Annotated in this window: 15 protein-coding genes; 7 read left to right on the top strand and 8 right to left on the bottom strand. The window is 48.4% G+C overall.

The annotated features are described in order from the left end of the window. Positions 1-5: 5 nt before the first annotated feature. Positions 6-1,868, bottom strand: coding sequence for a T9SS type B sorting domain-containing protein (locus H3H32_RS38390; protein WP_182461165.1), 1,863 nt, complete (start codon positions 1,866-1,868; stop codon positions 6-8). Between the two features lie 114 nt (positions 1,869-1,982). Here H3H32_RS38390 and pyrR point away from each other — a divergent pair, with 114 nt between their 5' ends. The 3 genes from pyrR to fdhD all read left to right on the top strand — a co-directional run bounded on the left by pyrR (position 1,983) and on the right by fdhD (position 6,261). Next, positions 1,983-2,522 carry a bifunctional pyr operon transcriptional regulator/uracil phosphoribosyltransferase PyrR gene (gene pyrR / locus H3H32_RS02835; RefSeq protein WP_182461166.1) on the top strand — a complete coding sequence of 180 codons (540 nt, stop codon included), beginning with the start codon at positions 1,983-1,985 and terminating at the stop codon, positions 2,520-2,522. A gap of 252 nt (positions 2,523-2,774) precedes the next feature. Next, positions 2,775-5,309, top strand: coding sequence for a DUF5686 and carboxypeptidase-like regulatory domain-containing protein (locus H3H32_RS02840; protein WP_182461167.1), 2,535 nt, complete (start codon positions 2,775-2,777; stop codon positions 5,307-5,309). Between the two features lie 106 nt (positions 5,310-5,415). Continuing rightward, positions 5,416-6,261 carry a formate dehydrogenase accessory sulfurtransferase FdhD gene (gene fdhD, locus H3H32_RS02845; protein WP_182461168.1) on the top strand — a complete coding sequence of 282 codons (846 nt, stop codon included), beginning with the start codon at positions 5,416-5,418 and terminating at the stop codon, positions 6,259-6,261. Here fdhD and H3H32_RS02850 read toward each other — a convergent pair. Then, entirely contained in the window at positions 6,212-7,135 is a 924-nt protein-coding gene (locus H3H32_RS02850) for a diacylglycerol/lipid kinase family protein (protein WP_182461169.1), read from the bottom strand. The genes fdhD and H3H32_RS02850 overlap by 50 nt on opposite strands. A gap of 153 nt (positions 7,136-7,288) precedes the next feature. Between H3H32_RS02850 and H3H32_RS02855 the strand changes: the two genes are divergently transcribed. Next, a complete protein-coding gene (locus H3H32_RS02855) occupies positions 7,289-8,257 on the top strand; it encodes an App1 family protein phosphatidate phosphatase (RefSeq protein WP_240543637.1) in 969 nt (322 codons plus the stop codon). 8 nt (positions 8,258-8,265) lie between these two features. Next, entirely contained in the window at positions 8,266-10,608 is a 2,343-nt protein-coding gene (locus H3H32_RS02860) for an FdhF/YdeP family oxidoreductase (protein ID WP_182461171.1), read from the top strand. A 136-nt stretch (positions 10,609-10,744) separates the two neighbouring features. Here the strand turns inward: H3H32_RS02860 and H3H32_RS02865 are convergent, their stop codons facing one another. Beyond that, positions 10,745-12,400 (bottom strand): serine hydrolase domain-containing protein, encoded by a 1,656-nt coding sequence (locus H3H32_RS02865; protein ID WP_182461172.1) that lies wholly within the window; start codon positions 12,398-12,400, stop codon positions 10,745-10,747. 346 nt (positions 12,401-12,746) lie between these two features. Here H3H32_RS02865 and H3H32_RS02870 point away from each other — a divergent pair, with 346 nt between their 5' ends. Together H3H32_RS02870 and H3H32_RS02875 are read left to right on the top strand one after the other, a co-directional pair. Beyond that, positions 12,747-13,973 (top strand): DegT/DnrJ/EryC1/StrS family aminotransferase, encoded by a 1,227-nt coding sequence (locus H3H32_RS02870; RefSeq protein WP_182464219.1) that lies wholly within the window; start codon positions 12,747-12,749, stop codon positions 13,971-13,973. A 104-nt stretch (positions 13,974-14,077) separates the two neighbouring features. Next, positions 14,078-16,435 (top strand): hypothetical protein, encoded by a 2,358-nt coding sequence (locus H3H32_RS02875; RefSeq protein ID WP_182461173.1) that lies wholly within the window; start codon positions 14,078-14,080, stop codon positions 16,433-16,435. A 114-nt stretch (positions 16,436-16,549) separates the two neighbouring features. Here H3H32_RS02875 and H3H32_RS02880 read toward each other — a convergent pair whose 3' ends face one another. The 5 genes from H3H32_RS02880 to H3H32_RS02900 all read right to left on the bottom strand — a co-directional run bounded on the left by H3H32_RS02880 (position 16,550) and on the right by H3H32_RS02900 (position 23,271). Then, positions 16,550-17,986, bottom strand: coding sequence for an FAD-dependent oxidoreductase (locus H3H32_RS02880; protein WP_182461174.1), 1,437 nt, complete (start codon positions 17,984-17,986; stop codon positions 16,550-16,552). A 96-nt stretch (positions 17,987-18,082) separates the two neighbouring features. Continuing rightward, positions 18,083-19,252: an AraC family transcriptional regulator gene (locus H3H32_RS02885; RefSeq protein ID WP_182461175.1), complete on the bottom strand. Its 1,170-nt coding sequence runs from the start codon at positions 19,250-19,252 to the stop codon at positions 18,083-18,085. A 76-nt stretch (positions 19,253-19,328) separates the two neighbouring features. Beyond that, positions 19,329-20,576: an MFS transporter gene (locus H3H32_RS02890; protein ID WP_182461176.1), complete on the bottom strand. Its 1,248-nt coding sequence runs from the start codon at positions 20,574-20,576 to the stop codon at positions 19,329-19,331. Between the two features lie 2 nt (positions 20,577-20,578). Further along, positions 20,579-22,240 carry an alkaline phosphatase PafA gene (gene pafA / locus H3H32_RS02895; protein ID WP_182461177.1) on the bottom strand — a complete coding sequence of 554 codons (1,662 nt, stop codon included), beginning with the start codon at positions 22,238-22,240 and terminating at the stop codon, positions 20,579-20,581. A 188-nt stretch (positions 22,241-22,428) separates the two neighbouring features. Then, a complete protein-coding gene (locus tag H3H32_RS02900; protein ID WP_182461178.1) occupies positions 22,429-23,271 on the bottom strand; it encodes an ROK family protein in 843 nt (280 codons plus the stop codon). Between the last annotated feature and the right edge of the window lies 1 nt (position 23,272).

The raw sequence follows: 23,272 nt of genomic DNA on the forward strand, positions 1-23,272 counted from the left end.
ACAAATCAATTCAATAAGGTTACCGATTCACGGTAGGTGGTTTGGGTGCCATCCGGGAATTGACAATCCAGTCGGTAGCCATAGATACCACTGGAGGCCGCCTGACCATTTACGAAGCCATCCCATAAGGGCTCACCACTTAAAAGCACAAAATTAGCACGATTATAAATGACTGCTCCCCAACGATCATAAACTGTGAATCGAGCAATGGTTAATGAGGAAAAAGTAAAGTAAGCGGCAAGCGCATCGTTCTGATTGTCATGATTGGGCGAGAAAGCCGCTGGCAGATGAACGAGATTAGGACAATCAACCGCTATTTGAACGGGTTGCGTGATCACACAGTTTTGATCATCGCGAATCGTTAGAGTATAAATTCCGCCGGTCAAGCCCGAAAATGTGGTCGAGGATTGAAATTGCTGCCCATCGAGCGAATATTGTTCTACTCCGGCAACACGCGCAGTGGTAATTAAAATAGAGCCACTCTTTTGGCCACAGGCTGCGTCAGACGTATTGACAGCGACCCGCTGCGGTCCCGCACTGGCTGCTACATTCATTGATTGACTAATGGTACAATTTTCGCCGTCTCGCGCCACGAGGGTGTAGCTTCCTGACGGTAGGCCCGTAAAAGTCGGACTGTCCTGAAATTTAGTATTGTCGATACTAAATTGAACGGGGCTACTATTCCCGGCAATTTTCATGGCCAGCTGCCCATTTGCCTGACCGCAGGAGGTAGGAACTTCGATAGCATCCAGAATAACCATCGGTTTATAGGAAGGTAAACTCAGCGCACTATTGACTTCACAGCCATTCGCATCGCGTACGCGAAGCGTGTACGTGCCACCCGGTAACTTTGTAAAAAGCGAACTGGACTGAAACGACCCCCCGTAATTAATGGAGTAGGTTAGGGGTGCTTTGCCACCCGTGGCTAAAACAGTCACCTCGCCATTTGCTGTTTCACAATGAGGAGGGGTACTTTTCAGACTTGTAATGGTTGGCGGAGTGTCGGTCGTGAGGGTAACAGATTGGGAAGCCTGGCAGCCAGCAGCGTCTTTTGCAACAGCCGTATAAGAGCCTGGGCCGAGACTGGTAAATATAGGATTGGATTGAAACGCACTTCCATTTAGGCTATACTGCCAACCGGTTGACCCAGTCGCAACAACTTCGATAGATCCATTTGTTTTGTCGCAACCCGTGTTGCTGGGAGTTGCCTTAATAGTTGGCTCAACAACCTCAACCGTAATGGGAATTGGTGGGCTTTCGTTTTGATAGAGCGTCTGGGTGATATAGAACGTGGTTGTCTTTGTAATTTGAGGGCTGTACGTATTGCCTCTTGCCAGAAGATTGGTGCCCGACGAAGAGGAGTACCACCGAATATCTTTACCTGTAACGACTAAATTAACCGGGCTTCCTTTGCAAACGGGACTTCCCGATTTCAGAACAACTCGATAGAGTTCAACTTTGCCCCCCGCTGCATCGAAGCAAGTGGTCCCGTTTACGATGCTCTCGTATGTGCCAATCAGACTTTCATCAACAGGGTTGTAGGTGAGTGTACCCTGCCAGTAACAAATACCTCTTACGGCTGTGCTACCATTTTTATCCGATTCGTTGAACGTAACGGTTGAACCGGAAACGGCTCCTTTTATATAGGCCAAGCCACCAAGAGGTAATTTCGGGTTAGCTGATTGCGCTGTGCCGCCTAAGGTTGTATTCGTTTGGGTAATCGTTAGCGCGTAATTGTAGACGGACTGAGTAGGGTCGCCAGGATAGGTTATGCCTAGCCAGAAACCTGCCACGTTGGATTGCGCCTTGCTGTCGGCAAGAACCAGCCCGAACACCAGTAAGAGGCCAATGGTAATGTTTCGGTTCATAACAGCGGTGTTTAGGCGAGACACCTAACGTATGGTCTACTAATGTAGCAACATTTGGGAATATGTCGGATTTATAACTAGCGACTATTTAGACTTCCTTCCTATTTTTACTTCATGAACCAACAACGCCTGATTTTGTCGAGTCCGCTACTCGAAATTGTGATTAGCCGACTTGCCCAGCAATTAATTGAAACCCACCAGGATTTTGCCGATACTGTTATTCTGGGTATGCAGCCACGAGGCATTCATTTTGCCGAACGAGTGGCACGGGAACTGAATCGAGCGCTGGGGCATACGGTGCCATTGGGCTATTTAGATGCTACGTTTTATCGGGATGATTTTCGTCGACGGGATTCCCCCTTGCGGCCCAATACAACCCATGTTCCGTTCATTATTGAAAACAAACGAGTCATTCTTATTGACGATGTGCTGGCAACGGGCCGGATGGTTCGAGCCGCTCTCGATGCGATGACCGCCTTTGGACGTCCGAGAAAAGTTGAACTACTGGTGTTGATCGATCGGCGCTATAACCGTGATCTCCCCATCAAACCAGACTATACGGGCAAGCGGGTAAATACGCTTGAATCACAACAAGTACTGGTTGAATGGACTGAGCAAGGGGCTGATGCTGACCGTATCTGGCTAGTTGGTTAGTGGCAGAATAGGGCTGGTTAAGAGGCAAGATTGGACTGTTAGAATTACTTAGCTAACTATCCATTTTTTATGGGTATATTTACCTGTTATGGTATAAGGAACAGTTGATCTCAATATTTTGACAATTAAGGACTTATTTGCGACAATTGAGTCTCTTTTTAGGATTCGGATTTGGTAAGTTTTTTGTAATTTAGCCGACCGTAATTTCTATGAAGACACTTCTATATCAAACACTGCTAACTTTTTTTTTGCTTGACCTTAGTCAGCTTTAGCAGTACTGTAAAAGCCCAGACTGATTTCACCGTCACTGGGCTGGTTACAGATGCTCAAACAGGTGAGCCAATTCCCTTTGCCAGCGTCGCCCTCGTAGGCCGTCGAAGTGGTACATTGACCGACGAAAAAGGACGCTATACCCTCAAGGTTAAAGTTTTGTCGGATTCACTGGCCGTTAGCTCAATGGGCTACAAAGCGCTGCGTCAGGCTATCGACCCTGAGCGGCCGAGTCAGGCGGTGGATTTCAAACTGGCATCAGCAGGAAATGCCTTGCAGGAGGTAACGGTAAAGGCTGGCGAAAACCCAGCCTGGCGTGTACTTCGGCAGCTGCGTAAAAACCGATCCCTCAACGACCGAAAACGACTGGCTGCTTATGAATATGACAGCTATGTTAAAACCGATATTGCCCTCAGCCATGTAACCGACCGAATGCGGAAGAATCCACTCATCAAGCGCATTAACGAAGCGATGAGCAAACAGGATTCGATCGTTGACGATGAAGGTCATCGGCTATTACCCTTGTTGGCTTCGGAGTCGGTATCCCGTTATTACTATCGAACCAGTCCCGACCGTAAACGCGAAGACATTCGTAAAACGCGAATCAAAGGGGTAGCGGTGGACGACGCTGGGCTTAGTTCGCAGTTGCTAGGGGGCACTAATCTGGTTAGTCAGAACTTCTACGACAACTACATTCCTATTCTGGGAAAAGATTTTGCCTCGCCCATTGGCGATAACTGGCGGAACTGGTACGAGTTCTTTCTGGCCGATACGACCCAGATTGGCGATCATATCTGTTACGAAATTCAGTTCGATCCCAAGCGAAAAGAAGATCTTGCCTTTATCGGAAAGGCCTGGATCGATACAACTTCATTTGCTCTCTGCCAGATTGAAGCTAAAATCGGTCAGGGCGCTAACCTGAACTATGTTCGTTCCCTCACCATTGAGCAGGAGTTAGAATCAACGCTCGATTCTACCGCATCAGTATCGGGTACGGCGGGTTGGTTGCCCGTTAGTATCCGCCTTATGGCAAACCTAACGGGAGTAGGTAAACAATCGCTGGGACTTCGGGCTCAGGTGACCTTGCGGAACACCAACATAACGGTTAACCGACCTCGACCGTCGGGCTTTTATGAACAGCCTATTGAGCCAAGTGATACGGTAGCTACCCAGAACGATGCGTACTGGAATAGCGTACAGAAAAATATGGCTGGGGCCGACTCCTTAAATAAGGAAGACCAGAAGACGCGCCAGATCATTGAGAAATTACGGGCCGTACCAGCCGTGAAGATGGCCGAAGCGGTAGGACAGGTAGCTGTTACCGGTTTTTATAAAGTGGGTGGGTTTGATATAGGGCCCTATCCTTACTTGTTTGCTGTGAATAGTGTCGAGGGTTTACGGACGCGAATCGGGTTTCGGACCAACGAACAATTCAGTCGCAACTGGATTCTTCGCGGGTATGCTGCCTATGGTACACTGGATAATAAATTCAAGTACGGTGGTGAAATCGATTACCTGTTCTCCAGGCAGCATTGGACGGTGTTGGGCGTTCGGATCGCTAATGATCTGGAACGCCTTGGGTTAACGCCTGAACTGATTGGGGGTAACCGGATTTTCTACGCATTTAGCCGTTTTGGTCGGTACCGGGGTGGTTATCAGAGTTATCAGAAAGAAGTTTTCTTTAAAACAGAACCGGTTAAAGGAATCCTGCTGACCGCTATGTTAGGCAGCCGGACGTTTGATCCACTGTTCCCATTTCATTATCGGAAGAGCCCCGAACTGGGCGATCAGTCGCCGTTACAGTCGGATATTAACGACGCTTATTGGTCAATTGAAGCCCGACTGGCCCGAAAGGAAAAATACCTGATGGACGGGAACGAACGGATTACACTCGGAACAAAACGGGCGCCTATCCTGACCATCCGGTACACGCGTGGCCTAAAATCACTGGGTAGCGATTTTAATTATAATCGGATTACCCTGCGGGCGCAACAGACGTTGCGTCTTGGCCCGCTCGGACGGATGACCTATCTGCTGTCAGCAGGCTATACACCAGACGTAATGCCGGCTCCCATGCTGTTCCCGCACATTGGTAATCCAACGCCTTTGCTGACAACTAATACGTTCAACCGGATGCAGTTCTATGAATTTGTCAGCGACCGCTTTGTGGCTATGCACATTCAACACCGCTTTGAAGGACTGTTGTTCAACCGCATACCGGGAATACGGAAACTGAACTGGCGATTAATTGCCAATTTCGATGCGCTCTGGGGAAGTTTATCGCAAGAGAACCGGGCTGTTTCGAGTGCTAAACCATTACCCGATGGCGTAAGACCTATTTACTTCGGAGCGCTCAATCCTAAAAAACCGTATATGGAAGTGGGTTACGGCATCGATAACATCTTTAAATTGATTCGGATTCAGGCCATTCACCGACTGGATTATCTGGAAGATGGGCCTAATGGTATTCCATTCAATTCGTTTGCGCTAAAGGCATCAGCAACGGTTAGTTTTTGAGCCAATCGTTATTCATCCGTCTACTTAGAAGGACGTTATACAAACAAGCCGTAGATGCGATAACTTTCTGCATCTACGGCTTGTTCTGCTAGAAACCAGTATCGTTATGTCACTCGTTGCTCCGGCCACTATTCAGAAAGTAGTTGGCGAAAATCTGACCGAAGTTTCTGATCTGCTGGCGGTTGAAGAACCGCTCGAAATTCGACTAGGATTTGGACCCGTTGACGATCGCCAACAGAAATCCGTTTCGGTTACCATGCGGACGCCCGGCCATGACGAAGAGCTGGCGATGGGCTTTCTGTTTACCGAAGGCATTATTCACCAGCCCTCCGACATTGTTTCGTGCCGACATTGTGTGCAGGATTCGGAAAAGGAGGGGAACGTTCTGCGGGTTGAACTTAAGCCCGACGTGGTTGTTGACTGGGCCCGTTTAGAGCGAAATACCTTTACATCATCGAGTTGCGGGTTGTGTGGGAAAACCACGATCGATGCCGTCAGAGCACTGACTCCCGGCCCAATGTTGTCCGATTTCGCTGTTGAGCCATCCATCATTCATTCCTTGGCCGACCGGATTCGGGAAGCACAGCTGGCGTTTGCCTACACAGGTGGTATTCACGCGGCTACCTTGTTCGATGCCGAGGGAAAGCTGTTGTTAGTCCGGGAAGATATCGGTCGACACAATGCATTGGATAAACTGATTGGAGCTGCTTTCTGGCAAAATTGGCTGCCACTTACTCAGTTCGGCATTTTTCTGAGTGGTCGGGTAGGGGTGGAGCTGGTACAAAAAAGCTGGATGGCGGGTGTGCCGTTGCTTGCGGCCGTGGGTGCGCCATCCAGCCTGGCTGTTCAAATGGCGCAGGATGCCCAAATGACACTGGCCGGATTTGTCCGTAACGAACGATTTAACCTATATAGCGAGCCAGGGCGGGTTCGGATAACTCAACTGGCTTAGAGGCTACCGGAGCAGGTACCCGTATCGTAAGAGCACCCGGTCGAATATGGGCCTTTACCGTAGTGGTGAGGCCCCGATATTCACCATCAACCTGAAAATAGGCTTTACGCCCTGTTTCAATGGTGACCGATGTGGCGGGGAAAATCTCAATTTGCTTCGGATCGAAGGGCTGGAATCGCCAGAATAATTTCAGGATTTCGCCAAACGATAAGCGTCGGAAAACAATTACTTCAAATTTACCATCCGATACATCGCCATCTGGGTTAATAACAGCCCCCGTTCCGTACATACGAGCGTTGGCCAGCACAACCATAAACGCGGCCCGGTGCACGCACTCATCATCAACGGTAATGGACACCTTCATGAGCCGATGTTTGCGCAGCACCTTTATAACACTTTGTAAATAGCCGAGCTTACCGCGCAGGTTATTCCGCTGATAATATTTAACTAACTGAGCATTCAGGCCGATATCGCCCAGGTGCAGGCAACTTTCTCCGTCATTCACCGAAATAACATCGATTTTCTTGGACATACCGTTGACCAGCGTATCTAGGCTACCATGTACATCGGTGAGAATACCCAATTCGCGAGCCATGCCATTTGCCGATCCTACAGGCAGAATCCCGAGCGAAATAAAGGTGTCAAGCAGGTGTTCTGCCACCTGTTTAATGGTGCCATCGCCCCCAGCCGCCACAACGCAGTCGGGTTTATATTTTTCGATTTGTTGTGGAATTGTCTCGTTGTCGGTTTTACCATCGAGGTAAAACTGGTGAACGGTATGTGGTGAATCGGCGAAGTAGTCGCGAATACCTGTTTCCCAAACAGTTTTATCAGTTCCACCCGAAACTGGATTAATTGCGAATAAAAAGGTCAACTTATAAGCGTTTTAGAAGTTATAACTAACAGGTATCGACTGATTACGATGGAGACGTTGCAACTGCCTTTTATTTATAAACAAAATAAGGACCTGAAGGATAGTATAAAACATCATTTTTTTTCATGGCTGCATCTGGTGGATCAGCCAGCCGTGAAAATATATCGGGGCTTTGGCAATGGCAAAACGCTGATTGTGCATGGAAGTATGCTTCGGCGGAGTGCCTTGCCCAGAACGAAATACCGAACGAGTATCTGGTTAAATCTCCTGGGCCTGATTCGGTTGTTTTTAGTTCGCCCATACCCACATGCGACTATGCGCATACAGGCAGGCGGACAGACTATATATACGCAGGCGGACCTGGATGGCTATTTTCGGGCTGAGGTTCCGGTTGTTGAACCGCTGCCATCGGGCTGGCATGTTGTTCAGGTACAGTGCGTTGCCCAGGAAAGCGGAGAGGAAACGGTGGTGGCTGAGGGTAAAGGAGCTATATTGATTCCTCACCAGGCTGGCTTTGCCTGTATTTCCGACATCGACGATACATTTCTGGTGTCGCATTCGGCCACGTTATTGAAACGACTACGAGTCTTGCTCACCCGGAATGCACACACACGCCAGCCGTTTGAAGGCGTTGTTGCACATTATAAACTATTAGCCGAAGCGAATCGGACAGATGGGCAAACAAACCCATTTTTCTATGTATCGAGTAGTGAATGGAACCTGTACGATTACATTGTAGAGTTTTCGAAGAAGAACGGACTACCGGAAGGCGTATATCTGTTAAGCCCGTTAAAACAACTGGCCGAAGTGCTGAAAACGGGTCAGGGGAAGCATATGACCAAGTTTATGCGGATTGTCCGCATTCTGGAAGCCTACCCGGAGCAGCGTTTTATTTTGTTGGGTGATGATACTCAGGAAGACCCGACAATTTATGAGTCGGTAGTCAGGCATTTTCAGGCTCGGATTCGTTGTGTCTATATTCGGCAGGTTTATCATAAAAATCAGCCGAAAACGCGTGAAATATTGAGTCATGTCGAAGCAATGGGTGTTCCTTGTTGCTACTTTGCGCACAGTGCCGAAGCTCGACAGCATTCAGTAGAAAGTGGATTAACCACATTATAGAATTGGTTATGGAACAAAATACACCCCCCGAAGAACTAACCGGCGAACTTGAAGTCGGTAAGCCCTATACTGAAGCTGCTGGTGTGGAGGCCATCGTGAAATCGCTGGAGCATATTCGCAATGGAACGGGACTGATTCGCGGGTTAAAGGTGCTGGCTGATTTGAACCAGAAAGACGGCTTCGATTGCCCATCCTGCGCCTGGCCCGACCCCGATGGCCATCGATCTACGTTGGGCGAATATTGCGAAAGTGGGGCCAAGGCCGTAGCAGATGAAATCATGACGAAACATTCGGCTTCGCCGGTTCTGTTTCAACGATATTCGGTGGCAGAGTTGCTTCAGAAAAGCGATTTATGGCTTGGTCAGCAAGGGCGATTGACGCAGCCAATGATCCTGAAACCCGGTGCTACGCACTACGAGCCAATCAGCTGGGATAAGGCTATGCAATTGATTGCCAGTCAGCTCAATGCACTCGATTCACCCGACGAAGCCATTTTCTATACCTCGGGCCGAACGAGTAACGAGGCTGCTTTTCTGTACCAGCTATTTGTCAGAATGTTTGGTACCAATAATATGCCCGACTGCTCGAATATGTGCCACGAATCGACCAGCGTTGCGCTGGCGGATTCGCTTGGCTTGGGAAAAGCATCGGTCACCTATGAAGATTATGAAAAGGCCGATGTGATCATGATTATCGGTCAGAATCCCGGAACCAACGCGCCAAGGATGCTTACGCCCTTGGAGCAGGCCAAGCGTAATGGAGCTAAAATCATTGCGGTCAATCCATTACACGAAGCGGGGCTACTATCATTCAAGTACCCGCAAAGTGTCCGGGATGTTGTATTTGGCGGCCAAAAACTTACGGATTTATTCTTACAGGTTCCCATCAACTCCGATCTGGCACTCGTGAAAGCCATGTGCAAACTGTTGCTGGAGGAAGAGAAAAAGAGCCCCGGAAAGGTGCTCGATCAGCAGTTTATCAAGCAATATACGAGCGGCTATGAAGCGTTTGTTAAAAGCCTTGATCAGTTTGAGTTGAGCGATTTAGCCGCGCAGTGTGGTCAGACAATTGCACAGATTCAGGAAGCGGTCGATTTGTTTAAGTACACGCCTAAGCTGATTATCTGCTGGGCTATGGGGCTGACGCAACACCGTAACGCCGTTGAGACGATTAATGAAGTCATTAACCTGCTCTTACTTAAAGGAAGCATCGGTATCGAAGGGGGAGGGGCCAGCCCGATTCGTGGGCATAGTAATGTGCAGGGCGATCGTACGATGGGTATTTGGGAAAAACCCAAACCCGAATTTCTGGATGCGCTCAAACGCGTATTTGCGTTTGAGCCTCCCCGCGAAAATGGATATGATACCGTTGCCGCTGTAAAAGCGATGCATGAAGGGAAAGCCAAAATTTTCTTCGGGCTGGGTGGTAACTTCGCGATGGCTGTTTCCGATACAAATTACACAGCAGAGGCTTTGAAAACCTGCAAACTGACCGTACACGTTTCCACAAAACTAAATCGGAGCCATCTGATTCATGGCGAAACAGCGTTGATTTTGCCTTGTCTGGGACGTACCGATCACGATATGCAAGCGACCGGTGAACAGTTCGTTAGTTGCGAAAGTACAACGGGCGTAGTTGCCCAGTCGCACGGTGTAGTTGAGCCGTCATCGGCCTATCTGAAAAGTGAAGTGGCCATTATTGGTGAGTTGGCTAAAGCAGTTTTCTGTAACCTGGACGGCCACGTCCGGGCGGACAAACCTAACTATCCGGACGTAGCCATCCAGACTACATTCTGGGACGCCCTCGTTGCCAATTACGACGGCATTCGTGATCTTATTGAGCAGGTTGTTCCTGGTTTTGACAACTACAACGCCCGAGTGCGGATACCGGGTGGTTTTTACATCCCGAATGGACCTCGTGTTCGGGAGTTCAAAACAAAAGATGGCAAAGCGCATTTTACGGTCAATACACCCACCCATCACGATCTGCAACCGGGAGAATTGCTACTGATGACCATTCGTAGCCACGATCAGTTCAATACAACGGTATACGGAAATGATGATCGCTACCGGGGCATCTACAACGAACGACGGGTTGTATTTATGAACCCCGACGACATTGCCAACCGAGGCTTGCGCGAGAAGCAGGTTGTGGATTTACACAGTCAATACAATGGCAAACAGCGAACCGCCCATCGATTTGTGGTTGTCCCCTACAGTATTCCACGCGGTTGCGCAGCCGCTTATTTTCCCGAAACCAACGTGCTGGTGCCCATCGACTCAAAAGCAGATAAAAGCAACACGCCAACGTCGAAATCAATTATCGTTACGGTGACGCCATCAGTGGGATAATGGCCCTTTCCAAAGTCTATTTTTTGTCATCTCGACGCAAGGAGAGATCTCAAGGTGGTGATTTTGAGATCTCTCCTTACGTCGAGATGACACAGTTCATGACAAAAAACTGCTCGATAAACTACAGTCTGGAAAGCTAACGAATCACGGCTGGCAGAATATACTGTTCCATTATCTTATCTACCTGTGGATGAGCATAAGCGGTGTTGTAAGCGGTTGCGGTTACGACAACAACCAACGGCTGATCGTTGAAAACGAATATCTTGTTGCCACCATTTCCAGAGCAGTAATAGGTTTCATAGGCTTTGCCATTCACCGTATACTTTTTGTTCCAGAACAGATAGCCGTAATATTCATCGGTCCGGTCGGGGAGGGTCTTATGGTGCATAAATGTCTGATTGACCCAGGCTGTTGGAATAATTTGCTTGCCATTCCATTGACCGCCGTTTTTGTAAAGCTGACCGTATTTGGCAAAATCCAGCGCATTCATCTGAATTCCCCCTGCCGTACTGATTACGTGCTGGGGCGTATACTGCCATTTATAATGGCTAATTCCCAGAGGCTTAAATAGTTTCTTGTCTGCGTACTGATCCAATTTGCCGGGAACGACCTTATTCAGAACATCGCCCAGCAGGACAACTCCTGCTGTAAAGTAATGCCACTCGTTTTTGAACTTGGCCGGTTCAACGGGTAAGTCCAGCGCAAATTTTACCCAGTCTGGCATTGGGTACATATTCTCTTCGTTACCTGGCGAATCGCTGTCATTATCATTGCCGTCGAAGGCCGAACTCATGGTCAATAGCTCGCTTAGTTTCGTAGTTGCTTTGTCGGATGAGTAATTGGCAAAGTTTTTTAAATCGTAAAACTCGCTGAGTGTCTGACTTTCGCTTTTCAGGTAACCTTCCTGTTTCGCAATTCCGGTTAAGGTGGAGGCAAACGTTTTCCCCACTGAACGAACATCGTGCAGCGAGTCGCGGGTAGCGCCGTTAAAATATTCTTCGATCAGGAGTTTACCGTTTTTAATGACCACCACGCTGGTAATATGTCGGAAGACATCCGCGTCGATATTTCCTTTTAACGCCTTGATTTTGTTGGTATCAAACGATTCCGAAGACACAGAAAGTCCATTGTATGGTTTGGGGGGTGTTAACTGTATGCTGGCCAGATCAATAACGGGTTTGCGTTTAACCAAAAGCTTTAGTTGACCTACTGCAATCAGGTTTCCTACAATCAATTCGGGTTTGTTGAGATAGGGTTTGATTTCGAATTTGAACATATGAGAACCATCACTTAATGCAGCATCTCCGCCATTATTCATAAACCGATTCCAGGCAGACTGGCTCCACCAGGCACCTTCCCGCTGATTGTTAATCAAGGGTTTACTGATAAGCGTTTCTACGTTTTTGATCTGAGCATAAGGCGCGCCAGGATGAAGATTGGTTTGATAAATGAGTTTATCATCTACGTAAAAATTGAACTGGTAGCAACCGCTTTTCGTAAGCTCGTCTGCCGATAATTCAGGGGCCAGCTGATGCAGGTAATTGGTGAGCGAATTACCCATGAAAACCGTCATGAACAGATTGCTTTTGTTGGTCAGCTCATAGGTATCCAGAAAATCGGACGCTTGGAGGCTTGCCGCTGGAATGTCTTTGCTCGTAAAGATGATCTTGCCAATATTGGCCTGATGCACCGCCGAGGTAATGCCCTGAGTTTTGACAAGATCTGGCGATTGACCATACAGGTTGCTGCCGACGAGCAGGCTTAGGAATGAGGCTAATAAGCGAATTCGCATGGGATATGAAAAGTAGATTGATACGTGGTCAAAGCTAGTTGGAGCAGGTGGACGCGTGGAATAAATGGGTTGAACGAGCCGAAAAATGGGATAGGCTGGTACGCTGAGTCGCCGATGCGGATGTTCGCGACATCGTCACATTTCCACGTCAATATACTGGCGATTCTTTGTAGCCAAATTAACGGTTTCCATGAGGAATCCAGCTTCATTACTTATTAAAGTTCAGCTCATCTAATAGCCTGAAATCGGCTCATCGGCGTATTATGTCAGAGTTAAGTAAATGCGTTCAGCCGGCCTTCTGGATGGCTGTTCGATGAGAATTTTCTGTGTAATGATCGATACTGAAATGGGGCAATTAGCCATACAGGGTGGACCAAAATCGGTTACTAAAACCTTTCCCTGGCCCATCTACGACGAAACTGAAGTACAGGCCGTAGCTAACATCGTGCGAAGTGGACAGTGGGGCAATCCTGATTGTGCCGATGAAGTTGCCCGCTTTGAGCAAGCATTTGCAGCCTATTGCGGGAGCAAATACGCCGTGAGTTGTGTTAACGGTTCGGTATCGCTCCGGCTGGCATTAATCGCCTGCGGTCTTCGTCCCGGCGACGAAGTCATTGTGCCGCCTTATACGTTTATCGCCACGGCTTCGGTAGTGCTGGAGATAAATTGCGTGCCGGTTTTCGTGGATATTGATCCCGACACCTACAACCTCGATCCGGCCCGTATTGAAGCCGCCATTACGGAGAAAACCAGGGCTATCATTCCCGTTCATTTTGCCGGTTTAGCCTGCGATATGGATGCGATTCTGACTATTGCCCAACGACACAATCTGCGCGTTATTGAAGATGCAGCCCATGCGCATGGAGCCGAGTATAAAGGCCGAAAACTTGGTTCCATTGGCGATGCAGGTAGCTTCAGTTTTCAGTCGTCCAAAAACCTCACGAGTGGCGAAGGCGGGATCGTAATTACAAATGATGATGCGCTGTATGAAGCCATGAATTCGCTCCGGAATGTTGGCCGCTCGCCGAGTGGACAGTGGTACGATCATTTTAATCCAGGGTGCAATTACCGTATTACCCAACTTCAGGCTGTGCTCCTTTCTGAACAATTGAAACGCCTTGATGAGCAAACCATTACCCGAAACGAGAATGGTCTGTACCTGAATGGTTTGCTCGCGGATATTGAAGGCGTTACGCCCTTAAGCCGGGGTGAGGTAGCCATTCGGCATTGCTATCACCTGTATATTTTCAAGTACGACAAAACTAAATTCGGTCAACTACCAAAGAAGGACTTTGTGGCCATGTTATCGGCCGAAGGAGTTCCCTGTTCGGGTGGTTATCCGCATCCGTTGTATAAACAGCCGGTGTTTCAGCAGAAGAATTTTATGTGCTACGCCATCCCTGACTCAGTCGATTATACGCAGGTAAATTGCCCGGAAGCCGAGCGAGCCTGTGCCGACGAGGCTGTGTGGGTTTTCCAGCACGCTATGCTGGGTACCCGAGAAGATATGGAATCGTTTGCCAGGGCGATTCGGAAAATTCAGCTGTACACACGGGCTTCAGCCCGTGTATGAATTAAATTAAAACACGGGCTGAAGCCGAACGCGGCCCGGCCCGTGGGTACAAATCATAAATCAATAGTTGCCTAAAATCTTAACAATACCTTTCTTTTTAATACATGAAGTTGAATCGTAATATCAGTTGGCTAATCAATAGTCTTGCCTTGTGTTTGGTGATGAGTTGCGGCCCACTAATGGCCCAGACGATTAATCTTAAACAGGCAGTCCTACTGGTTTCTCCGTCTGTGCCCTCGCCCATGCGGGAAACCGCTCCCCGAATACTCAGCGAAGAGATTGAAAAACGAACGGGCGTTTTGTTGAAAACAACATCGACATGGCCTAAGAGTGGCATAACCCGTGTGGCTCTTGTCCTGGCAAGTGATAAAACACTACAAGGCGCTTCGGTTCCAGCTAACACAGCAACCGAACGACCCGAGCTAAAGCCAGAAGGCTACCGAATTGTTAGTGAAACAAATGCCACTGGCACAACCCTTTGGGTTATTGGGGCCGATAGCCGGGGTATTCTGTTCGGGACTGGCTGGGTGCTGAGAAATCTGAAAATGGATCGTAAAATATTGGAGCTGTCCAGCCCTGTCAATGTAGCTACGTCACCCGATTATCCTATTCGAGGGCACCAGTTGGGCTATCGCCACACGGCAAACTCGTACGATGCCTGGACGGTGGGTCAATTTGAACAGTACATCCGTGATCTGGCCATTTTTGGGACCAACGCGATCGAAGGAATTCCGTTTCACGAAGACGAAAAGCCTAGCCCTCATTTTAAGATACCAGCGGCCGACATGCGGGTGAAAGTGAGCGAAATCTGTAAGGCCTATGATCTGGATTATTGGGTATGGACACCCGCAACGATTGAACTGACCGACGCTAAGAAACGGCAGGCAGAGCTTGATCAACACGAGGCTTTCTACAAGGCTTGCCCTCGTCTCGACCATATCTTTTTTCCCGGTGGTGATCCCGGCGAGAATCATCCAAAGGATGTAATGCCTTTTTTGAAGGACATACACACGCTGTTGGTGAAATACCATCCGAAGGCAAAAGTCTGGATTTCATTACAAGGATTCAATGTGGAGCAGGTCAACTATTTCTATGACTATCTGGCACAAAACAATCCGAGCTGGTTGCAGGGAGTCGTTTACGGACCAGGTAGCCCCCCTCTTGCCGAAACCCGTTATCGTCTGCCCAAACAATACCAGCTCCGGCAGTATCCAGATATCACCCATACGGTTCGGTGCGAATTCCCGGTAGAGCATTGGGATCAGGCTTACGCGCTGACTTTAGGCCGTGAAGCATCGAACCCGAGACCTTATTTTTATGCGCGGGCTCAGGCGGCTGCGGCTCCGTTTACCGATGGCTTTGTATCGTATTCCGACGGTTGTCATGACGATATTAACAAAGTAATGTGGAGTATGCGGGCGTGGAATATGCAGATGAGTGTGCACCAGATTCTGAATGAGTACAGCCGCTTTTTCTTTGGCTGGCCATTGACGGAATCCGCTGCGAACGGCATTGAAGCGCTGGAAAAAAACTGGGATGGGCCGCTCGCCCAAAATGGGGGCGTAGAGGCTACATTTTCGTTCTGGAAAACGCTCGAAACGGCCAATCCAACATTAGCCACGAATTGGCGCTGGCAACTTTTGCTACTCCGGGCTTATTATGACACGTACACCCGCCGTCGCTTACTGTATGAGCAGGGACTAGAAACTAAAGCCGATGCCGTTTTGAGTCAGGAAAGGAATACTGATCCTGATAAGGCGATGAGCCAGGCGTTGGCCATTGTAAACAAAGCCGATACGGAGCCAATCGCGCCAGAATTGAAGGCTAAAATTGTGTCGTTATGTGACGATTTATACAGCTCAATTGGGTTACAGACCAGCATGCCAAAGCACAAGGCACGAGGCTATGAGCGAGGTTGCCTACTTGATTTTGTCGATTATCCGCTGAATAACCGCTGGTGGATGGCCGATGAGTTCGAAAAAGTTCGGGCGCTGAAAACGAACGAAGAAAAACAGAAGCGCCTACAGCAAATCAGTGCCTGGGAAACACCGGGCCAGGGTAGTTTCTACGATGATGTGTCGAGCGTAAGCAAAGGTCCTCGCGTAAAAACTATTTCCGACGATGCTACGGATATTGCCTGGTGGAACAATGGGTTTAGCCGGACGCGCCTTTCTTCACAAACCTTTCAGCGGAGCCCAGTTCTGGACTATGAGAATCTGGACCCGAAGGCAGAATATGTGATTCGCGTGGTTGGGTTTGGAGAGGCTTTGTTGCGTGTTGATGGTAAGCGCTTAAGCCCAATCGTGTATAATCGGGAGGCCGATACAGTGAAGGAATGGATCGTGCCCATGTCGGCTACTCAGGATGGCCGTATCAACGTCACCTTCGACGAACCGGAAGAATCGCACCTGAACTGGCGGCAGAATTCCCGTATCTCTGATATCTGGTTGTTGAAGAAGTAATTGTAACGCGGACGGTCGGCCGTTGCCGTGGAAACCCGCGATTGGTAGCTATTAGACATAAGCTTATACCAATCGCGGGTTTCCACGGCAACGGCCGACCGTCCGCGTTACAATTTATACCATTGCCTGATTCAGATAAGCTTTAACGCCAAAACTGGCAACCACTCCTTCGCCAGTTGCTGCGGCTACCTGCGCAATAGCGCCTAGCCGACAGTCGCCTGCGGCCAAAATACCGGGAACCGATGTTTCAACTGATCCGGGGCGGGTGCAAATAAATCCCTGCTCATTGAGGTCAAGTGTCTTAGCCAGAAATCGGGTATTAGGGATAAGACCGACAAACAGAAAGACACCATCGGCAGTAATTTCCTGAACTTCACCTGTTGTATTATCGGTCACCTGCAACGCCTTAAACGTTCCCTGCTCGTTACTGAGAAACGCCTTGGGTGTTTGGTTCATGTAGACCGCTACGTTGGTAAATTCAGTTAATTTATCGGTATACGTTTGGGTTGCACTAAAGGCTGGCTTATAATGAACAAACGATACTTTCCGACAAAAACGAGCTAGAAACATCCCTTCCTCTAGCGCACTATTTCCCCCACCAATAACAATAACCTCCCGATCGCGGTAGAAGGCTCCGTCGCAGGTGGCGCAAAAATGAATTCCGGCACCCAGTAAATCAGATTCTCCCGGAATATTAAGTCGTTTGTAAGTCGATCCAACGGCTACTACAACGGATCGGGCCGTAAGGTCGCCCAGATTGGTTTCGAGATGAAAAATCTGGTCTTCAAAACTGATTTTGCGAACATCGACTCCTAGCTTAATCTCTGCCCCATAGGTTCGGGCTTGTTCTGCCATTTTGTTCATCAGCTCTTTTCCGCTGATGTCAATAAAGCCAGGATAGTTTTCAATTTTTTCGGTCAATGAAGCATTGCCGCCAATGAGCTTTTTTTCCAGGACAATGGATGAAAACTTATCCCGCTGTACATAAATAGCCGTGGTTAGTCCGGCAGCACCGCCCCCAATAATAGCCACATCGTAAAGGTGTGTCTGGGCTTCCTGAGTTATGCCAATTAGGTCTCTTAATACTCTATTATCGGGGTTGGCATAGGCTTGTTCATTGATAAGAATGGTGGGAATGATTCGTTTGCCGTTGTTTATCGTCTCCAGAACGGGTATGGCCCATCTGTGTACATCAATATTAATGTACTGATAGTTAATCCCATTATCGCTCAGATAGGCTTTTGCCCGGTGACAATCCGGACACCAATCGGCTCCAAACAAACGGATGCGAGGGTGATTATGGTTAAGGCCGAGTAACGAATCAATTTGGGCGTTACTCGGATTAACAACGGATGTCTCATTGATAACCAGAGTGGGCGTAAGCCGTTTCCCTTCCTGAATTTCCTCGACTTGCCGGACAGATTGCCGGTCGAGATCAACGTTGATATAGGTGAAATTCAGTTTATTATCTTCCAGGTAGGTTTTTACCCGTTGGCTGTCTTCACACCATTCCGCTCCATAGAGGGTTAGTGTCGTTTGATCAAAGCTCATAGTGTAAGGAACAAGGGTCCGGTAATGAGCCTAAAGATAGCTTTTGGGAATGTTAACCAGTCAATCTTAAATTCTAAAAATCTGGACTTTACGTTCTTACTTTCCTGCCAGGTACCGATTCCGGTATTCGAGCGGAGTACAGCCCTTAACCTGACGAAATTGCCGGGAAATGTTTTTACTGTCGTTAAGACCAAGCTCCATTGCAATCTCAAAAACGGTCAGGTCGGTTTCCAGTAGTTTTTTGGAAAATTTCTCGATGCGCAGATTCTGGATGTATTTGTAGATGGGGTAGCCAATCACGTGCTGAAACCGCATTTCCAGCGATCGTCGTGACAACGGCACCTGCTTTACCACTTCATCGACCTGAAGATTTTTGTCGATATTCTGGTGAATGTACTTCAACGAAGAGGCAATGAAATCATCGTGTGTCGCATAAATATCGGTCGACTGTCGGGTGATCACCTGCGTTGGTCGAACAACGATGTCATAGAAACTAGCGGTTTCTTTCCGAATCATACGGTCGAGCAGGCGGGCCGCATCATAACCACCTTTCTCGGCATCTTGCGCAATGCTGGATAGGGGTGGGTCTGAAAGCTCACAGATCATTTCATCATTATCCACACCCAGTACGGCCACCTCTTCTGGAATTCGAATGCCTGAGTGCCGACAGGCTTCGGTTATATGCTGCCCTAACCGGTCATCGCAGGCCATAATGGCAATGGGTTTGGGCAACGACAGGAGCCATTGGCTCAACGAACTAGGTTTGTAGAACCAGAGTTCGATTTCACTTTCGCGGGCGTTCTGATTCTCAAAGTAATGAACCTTATAGCCTGCTTTGGAAACGCTTTCTTCGAATCCTTCAGCTCGCTCCCTCGACCAGACGATGTCGGTAAAGCCATAAAAGGCAAAGTTTTTGAAGCCTTTCTTTAAGAAATAATCGGCGGCTATGGCTCCAGTTTCCTGGTGGGCACCCGTTATATTCGGAATCTCCGTAAACCGTTCTTTAAAGTCTTGCGCAATGAGAGGAATGCCTGCTTCGGTGATTTTCTGGATACTCTCTTCGTTGTAAAGCTGACCAATAATACCGTCGGCTTCCCATTCGAGTGCCCAGTTTAAAATACCATTGATCCCCATCGTTTCCCGGTGGAAAAGCGGCATTCGGCAGAATACCCAGGGACCATATTCGCGCGAGTATTTAGTGATGCCTTTTAGCAGACTCTTACTATACTCCTCCGCGAAATCGATCAACAAAATAATCTTGTGCATGGGTTTTGTGTAGCGCGGACATCCTGTCCGCATAGCATAAAGATAACTTTTTTGCTATGCGGCCAGGATGTCCGCGCTACTTAAATAGGTCCTTTACACTTTTAATTGTCGCATTCGTAACCAGCGGTTTCGCCCAGATGCCAATGCTGAAAATGTAACCTAAGGTAAGCAACAAAATCAGCATGGCCCAACGGAGTCCGATTAGTTCGGCCAGGCCCCCAATGATCAACGGCACCAGGGCACCACCAACGATTCCGGTACACAGGATACCCGAAAATGTGCCGTGATGCTGCGGAACGGAATTAAGGGCGAGCGAAAAAATGATCGACCACATAACGGAGGCAAAAAAACCGGTTGTCGGTAAGGCATAAATAGCCCAGTCTTTGGGGCCAAACAAACCAATCAATAAGGCAATAACGGCACCGAACGTAAACAACATCAGTACTTTACGGCTGTCGGCTAGTTTTAGTAAGACCAGACCCAAAATACAGCCTACCGTCATCAGCCCCCAAAAATAAGCCACTACTTCGGCGCCGGTTGTGGCTGGGTCGACACCATGATAGAGTTGAAGGAATTTAGAAATCCAATTAGCAATACCCTGCTCTGTTCCAACATAGGCGAAAATACCCGCGAAAAATAAGAGCACCGTTTTGTCACGAAGTAGCTCAAGCAGCGTACCGCCAACTTCTATTTTTTCGTCATCTTTCAGTTCAACGTTGGGGAATTTAATCACCCCAACCACCACAATCATGAGCAGCGTGGTAAGGGCAAATACCCAGTAAAGCGACACCCACTCCAGATGAACAGGCACAACCCGGTTGAGTAGCGCAATGGGAAAACTAGTGTTGGCCGTATGCAGATTGAGGACGAAATAGCTGTATAAAAACGGGCTGATAAACGAAGCTGCGCCCGAAAAAAGCTGCGCCAGTACAGAATTAAAGGCAAAATGGGCCTCACCACCCGCCACCCGCAGCAACGGATTAATGACGACCTGCAACATCGCCATTCCGACACCAATCGAAAAAAGAGATACCAGTGCAATCGAAAAGCGAGGAACGAGCGCGAACAAAAGCGCCCCCAGAAAAGCCAGAAAAAAGGCTCCGAGCAAGACCGGTTTTTCTCGGTATTTTTCGACTAATAACCCCGATGGCATCGACACGCTATACGCCACAAAAAAGGCAAACGGCAGAAACCCCGCCAGACCAATACTCAACTGGAAACTATCGACCAGGTCAGGGATGATGGGCCCGAGAATATTCGTCAGAAACGAGATGACGAAGAATATTAACAGAATCAGGACGACAATCAGGGTATTTCGGTTCATAATTAGTGCTTTAGCGCTTCCTGTACGGCATTGCCAACGGTACCACTCGGCGGTAAAATATGCAATAAAGACGCAATGGTAGGCGCAATATCGGCGACGGTTGTGTACCGGAGCGTTTCGCCTTTCGTAATACCCCAGCCGTACAAAACGAACGGAACGTGTGTATCGTAATGATAAGGCGACCCGTGATCAGTACCCGTGCCGCCATTGGCAATCCAGCCGGGTTCTGTAATCAGTTGAATATCACCACTACGTTTGGCATGGAGCATATTTCGGTACAGATCCAGTAAATGCGTATTCAAATTAGTCGTATACAGACTGCGCAAATTAACCACATCGGCAATGCCCGGCATGGGTAGCAGTGCTTCCCGAATTACGTCATACGCAGCATCGACCGTAATCTTTTTCTCTTTCAACAGGGCATGGTTGAGATAAAGTTGGTAGTTCTCACTTGCCTGCAGGTAATCGCCACTGCCGAAGGCATCGGTCAACGATTTTTTGACGGTATTGGAAATAGCTTTGGCGTCTATTAGCCCAGCTGGCAAATGATGCTGTTGCCAGAACGCAGGAACATCCATGACGCCGTGATCGGCGGTTAAAAATACGCTGTAGTTGCCCTTGCCAGTCCACTTGTCCAGAAAGGAAAAAAGGTCCGCAAATTCCAGATCAAGCCGAAGGTAAATATCTTCCTCTTCTACCGAGTTGGGGCCAAACGCATGACCAATACGGTCGGGTGTAGAGAAGCTAATGGCCAGAAAATCAGTTACAGGACCTTTGCCCATATTTTCTCCTTTTATGGCGGCAATCGCAACGTCTTTCGTCATGGTGTTGCCCCAGGGGGTAGACATGACCGCTCCAAACGCATCACCTGCCTGACTCACCAGTTCGTACGGAAATACGGGTTTTGAGGCACCCGGTAATTTGCTTTCATACGGCTGATCGTCGGGGGTACTTTCGGTGTATTCGGCGATGGGCAACAGCGTATTCCAGTTTCGTTTTACGTACTGGGCGGGGAGTTTTTGGGCGTTGAGTTCGGTTAACCAGGTTGGGAGCTCGGGTCGGTAAAAGGTACTCGTTACCCAATTTCCGGTTTTCGAATCGTACCAATAAGCGCCTGAAGCAGCATGACCTGCGGGCAAAATAGAACCGCGATCTTTAATGGCCACTCCAATGGTTTTAGACCGGAATTGAGTCACAATCCGAAGCTGATCGGTGATGGTGCTGGTTAATAAATTCCGGGGCGACATCCGACCGACGCTGGCGTTTGTACTTCCTACCGTTTGTACCGTGTTGTCTTCTACACAATACACCGACTTCTGCGCGAACGAGTCATACCATTCATTCCCGATAATACCATTGATCGCTGGTAACGAGCCGGTATAAACAGCAGCGTGGCCAGCGGCTGTTACAGTATGGGCGTAGTGATAGTGGTTATTTCGACAGTTAAATCCTTCATTTAGTAAGCGCTTAAAACCGCCTTCGCTGTATTTGTTATAAAACCGATACAGATAATCGTAGCGCATCTGATCGACCACAATGCCAACGACTAATTTGGGACCAGCTAACGGGGGCGATTTACGAACGGGCTTTGTTGTTCCGGGAGATTGAGCTGCTGCCCAGAACGTGAGCGTAGTAAAGCCAACTAAGAAGAACACTTTTTTCATGAATACAATAGAACGCTGATTTTTATGATTGATATGATTATATAGCTTTTGGTTATATTAATGATGATTAATTGTAAAATAGTCTATTTGAAGGAATGCACTTTTTTTGAAATCATATCTCATCTTAATCGCACCGGCGACCCGGCATCCTAAAAATCAGCCGGTCCGCCGGTGCGGTTCTATATTACCTAAACGCGCTCCCGTTGGTCAACTAGAGCCGCAGCACCGAGCAGAGCGATTCCTTCTTTTTTCGATTGGAAAATCTTAAGTCGCTTGAGTGTCATTGGATAAGCGAAGTCCTGCATACTCTCCAGCATCCCCGCTTTAAAGAATGGGTACGCTTTCGCGATGGAGCCTCCCAGTACAATGACTTCTGGATCGTAGGCGTAAAGGACGGCTTTGATAGCCCAGCCAAAGTGACGACCAAATTCAGTCCAGAGATTTAAGGCATTCTCGTCGCCCAGTTGCGCAGCCTGACTAGCCTCCAGGGCCGTTGTGCCGTGTATGGCTTCAAAAAACTCAGCCGAAGCGTAATACTCGAAATTTTTATCCCGATACGGAAGGAGGCCAATTTCACCCGCTCCGCAGTTTGAGCCAACAAACAGCTGATTGTCGATGATAAGACCTGAGCCAAGCCCGGTTCCGATCGACATCCCAACGACCGATTGGTACGATTGGGCCAGACCAAACTGGTGCTCGCCGAGGGTGAAACAGTTTACATCGTTATTCACGAATACAGGTATCGAAAACTCTTCTTCCAGAATATCGCGAAGGGCCACTTCTTTCCAGGAAGGAATGTTGGCCACGTTGTAGACAATGCCCCGATTCACATCAACCACAGAGGGAACGCCAATGCCAATACTGCTTACCGACGATTCTGTCAGGGGGCGAATAAGCTCAATAAGTTGTGATAATGTAGAGGAAAGTGATTCTTTTTGGTGTAACAGACCACTCATTTGGTGGACAATCGATCCATCTCGCACAAGCCCGGCCCGCACGTTGGTTCCTCCTAAGTCGACCCCAATAGTCATT

Origin of the sequence: Spirosoma foliorum (assembly GCF_014117325.1) — a bacterium.
GTDB lineage: Bacteria > Bacteroidota > Bacteroidia > Cytophagales > Spirosomataceae > Spirosoma > Spirosoma foliorum.

What these genes read in the sequence shown, in the direction of transcription:
- H3H32_RS38390 (WP_182461165.1), bottom strand. Translation starts at nt 1,868, where the DNA reads ATGAACCGAAACATTACCATTGGCCTCTTACTGGTGTTCGGGCTGGTT.
- H3H32_RS02880 (WP_182461174.1), bottom strand. Translation starts at nt 17,986, where the DNA reads ATGAGCTTTGATCAAACGACACTAACCCTCTATGGAGCGGAATGGTGT.
- pafA (WP_182461177.1), bottom strand. Translation starts at nt 22,240, where the DNA reads ATGAAAAAAGTGTTCTTCTTAGTTGGCTTTACTACGCTCACGTTCTGG.
- H3H32_RS02890 (WP_182461176.1), bottom strand. Translation starts at nt 20,576, where the DNA reads ATGAACCGAAATACCCTGATTGTCGTCCTGATTCTGTTAATATTCTTC.
- pyrR (WP_182461166.1), top strand. Translation starts at nt 1,983, where the DNA reads ATGAACCAACAACGCCTGATTTTGTCGAGTCCGCTACTCGAAATTGTG.
- H3H32_RS02885 (WP_182461175.1), bottom strand. Translation starts at nt 19,252, where the DNA reads ATGCACAAGATTATTTTGTTGATCGATTTCGCGGAGGAGTATAGTAAG.
- H3H32_RS02900 (WP_182461178.1), bottom strand. Translation starts at nt 23,271, where the DNA reads ATGACTATTGGGGTCGACTTAGGAGGAACCAACGTGCGGGCCGGGCTT.
- H3H32_RS02870 (WP_182464219.1), top strand. Translation starts at nt 12,747, where the DNA reads ATGGGGCAATTAGCCATACAGGGTGGACCAAAATCGGTTACTAAAACC.
- H3H32_RS02860 (WP_182461171.1), top strand. Translation starts at nt 8,266, where the DNA reads ATGGAACAAAATACACCCCCCGAAGAACTAACCGGCGAACTTGAAGTC.
- H3H32_RS02865 (WP_182461172.1), bottom strand. Translation starts at nt 12,400, where the DNA reads ATGCGAATTCGCTTATTAGCCTCATTCCTAAGCCTGCTCGTCGGCAGC.
- H3H32_RS02875 (WP_182461173.1), top strand. Translation starts at nt 14,078, where the DNA reads ATGAAGTTGAATCGTAATATCAGTTGGCTAATCAATAGTCTTGCCTTG.
- fdhD (WP_182461168.1), top strand. Translation starts at nt 5,416, where the DNA reads ATGTCACTCGTTGCTCCGGCCACTATTCAGAAAGTAGTTGGCGAAAAT.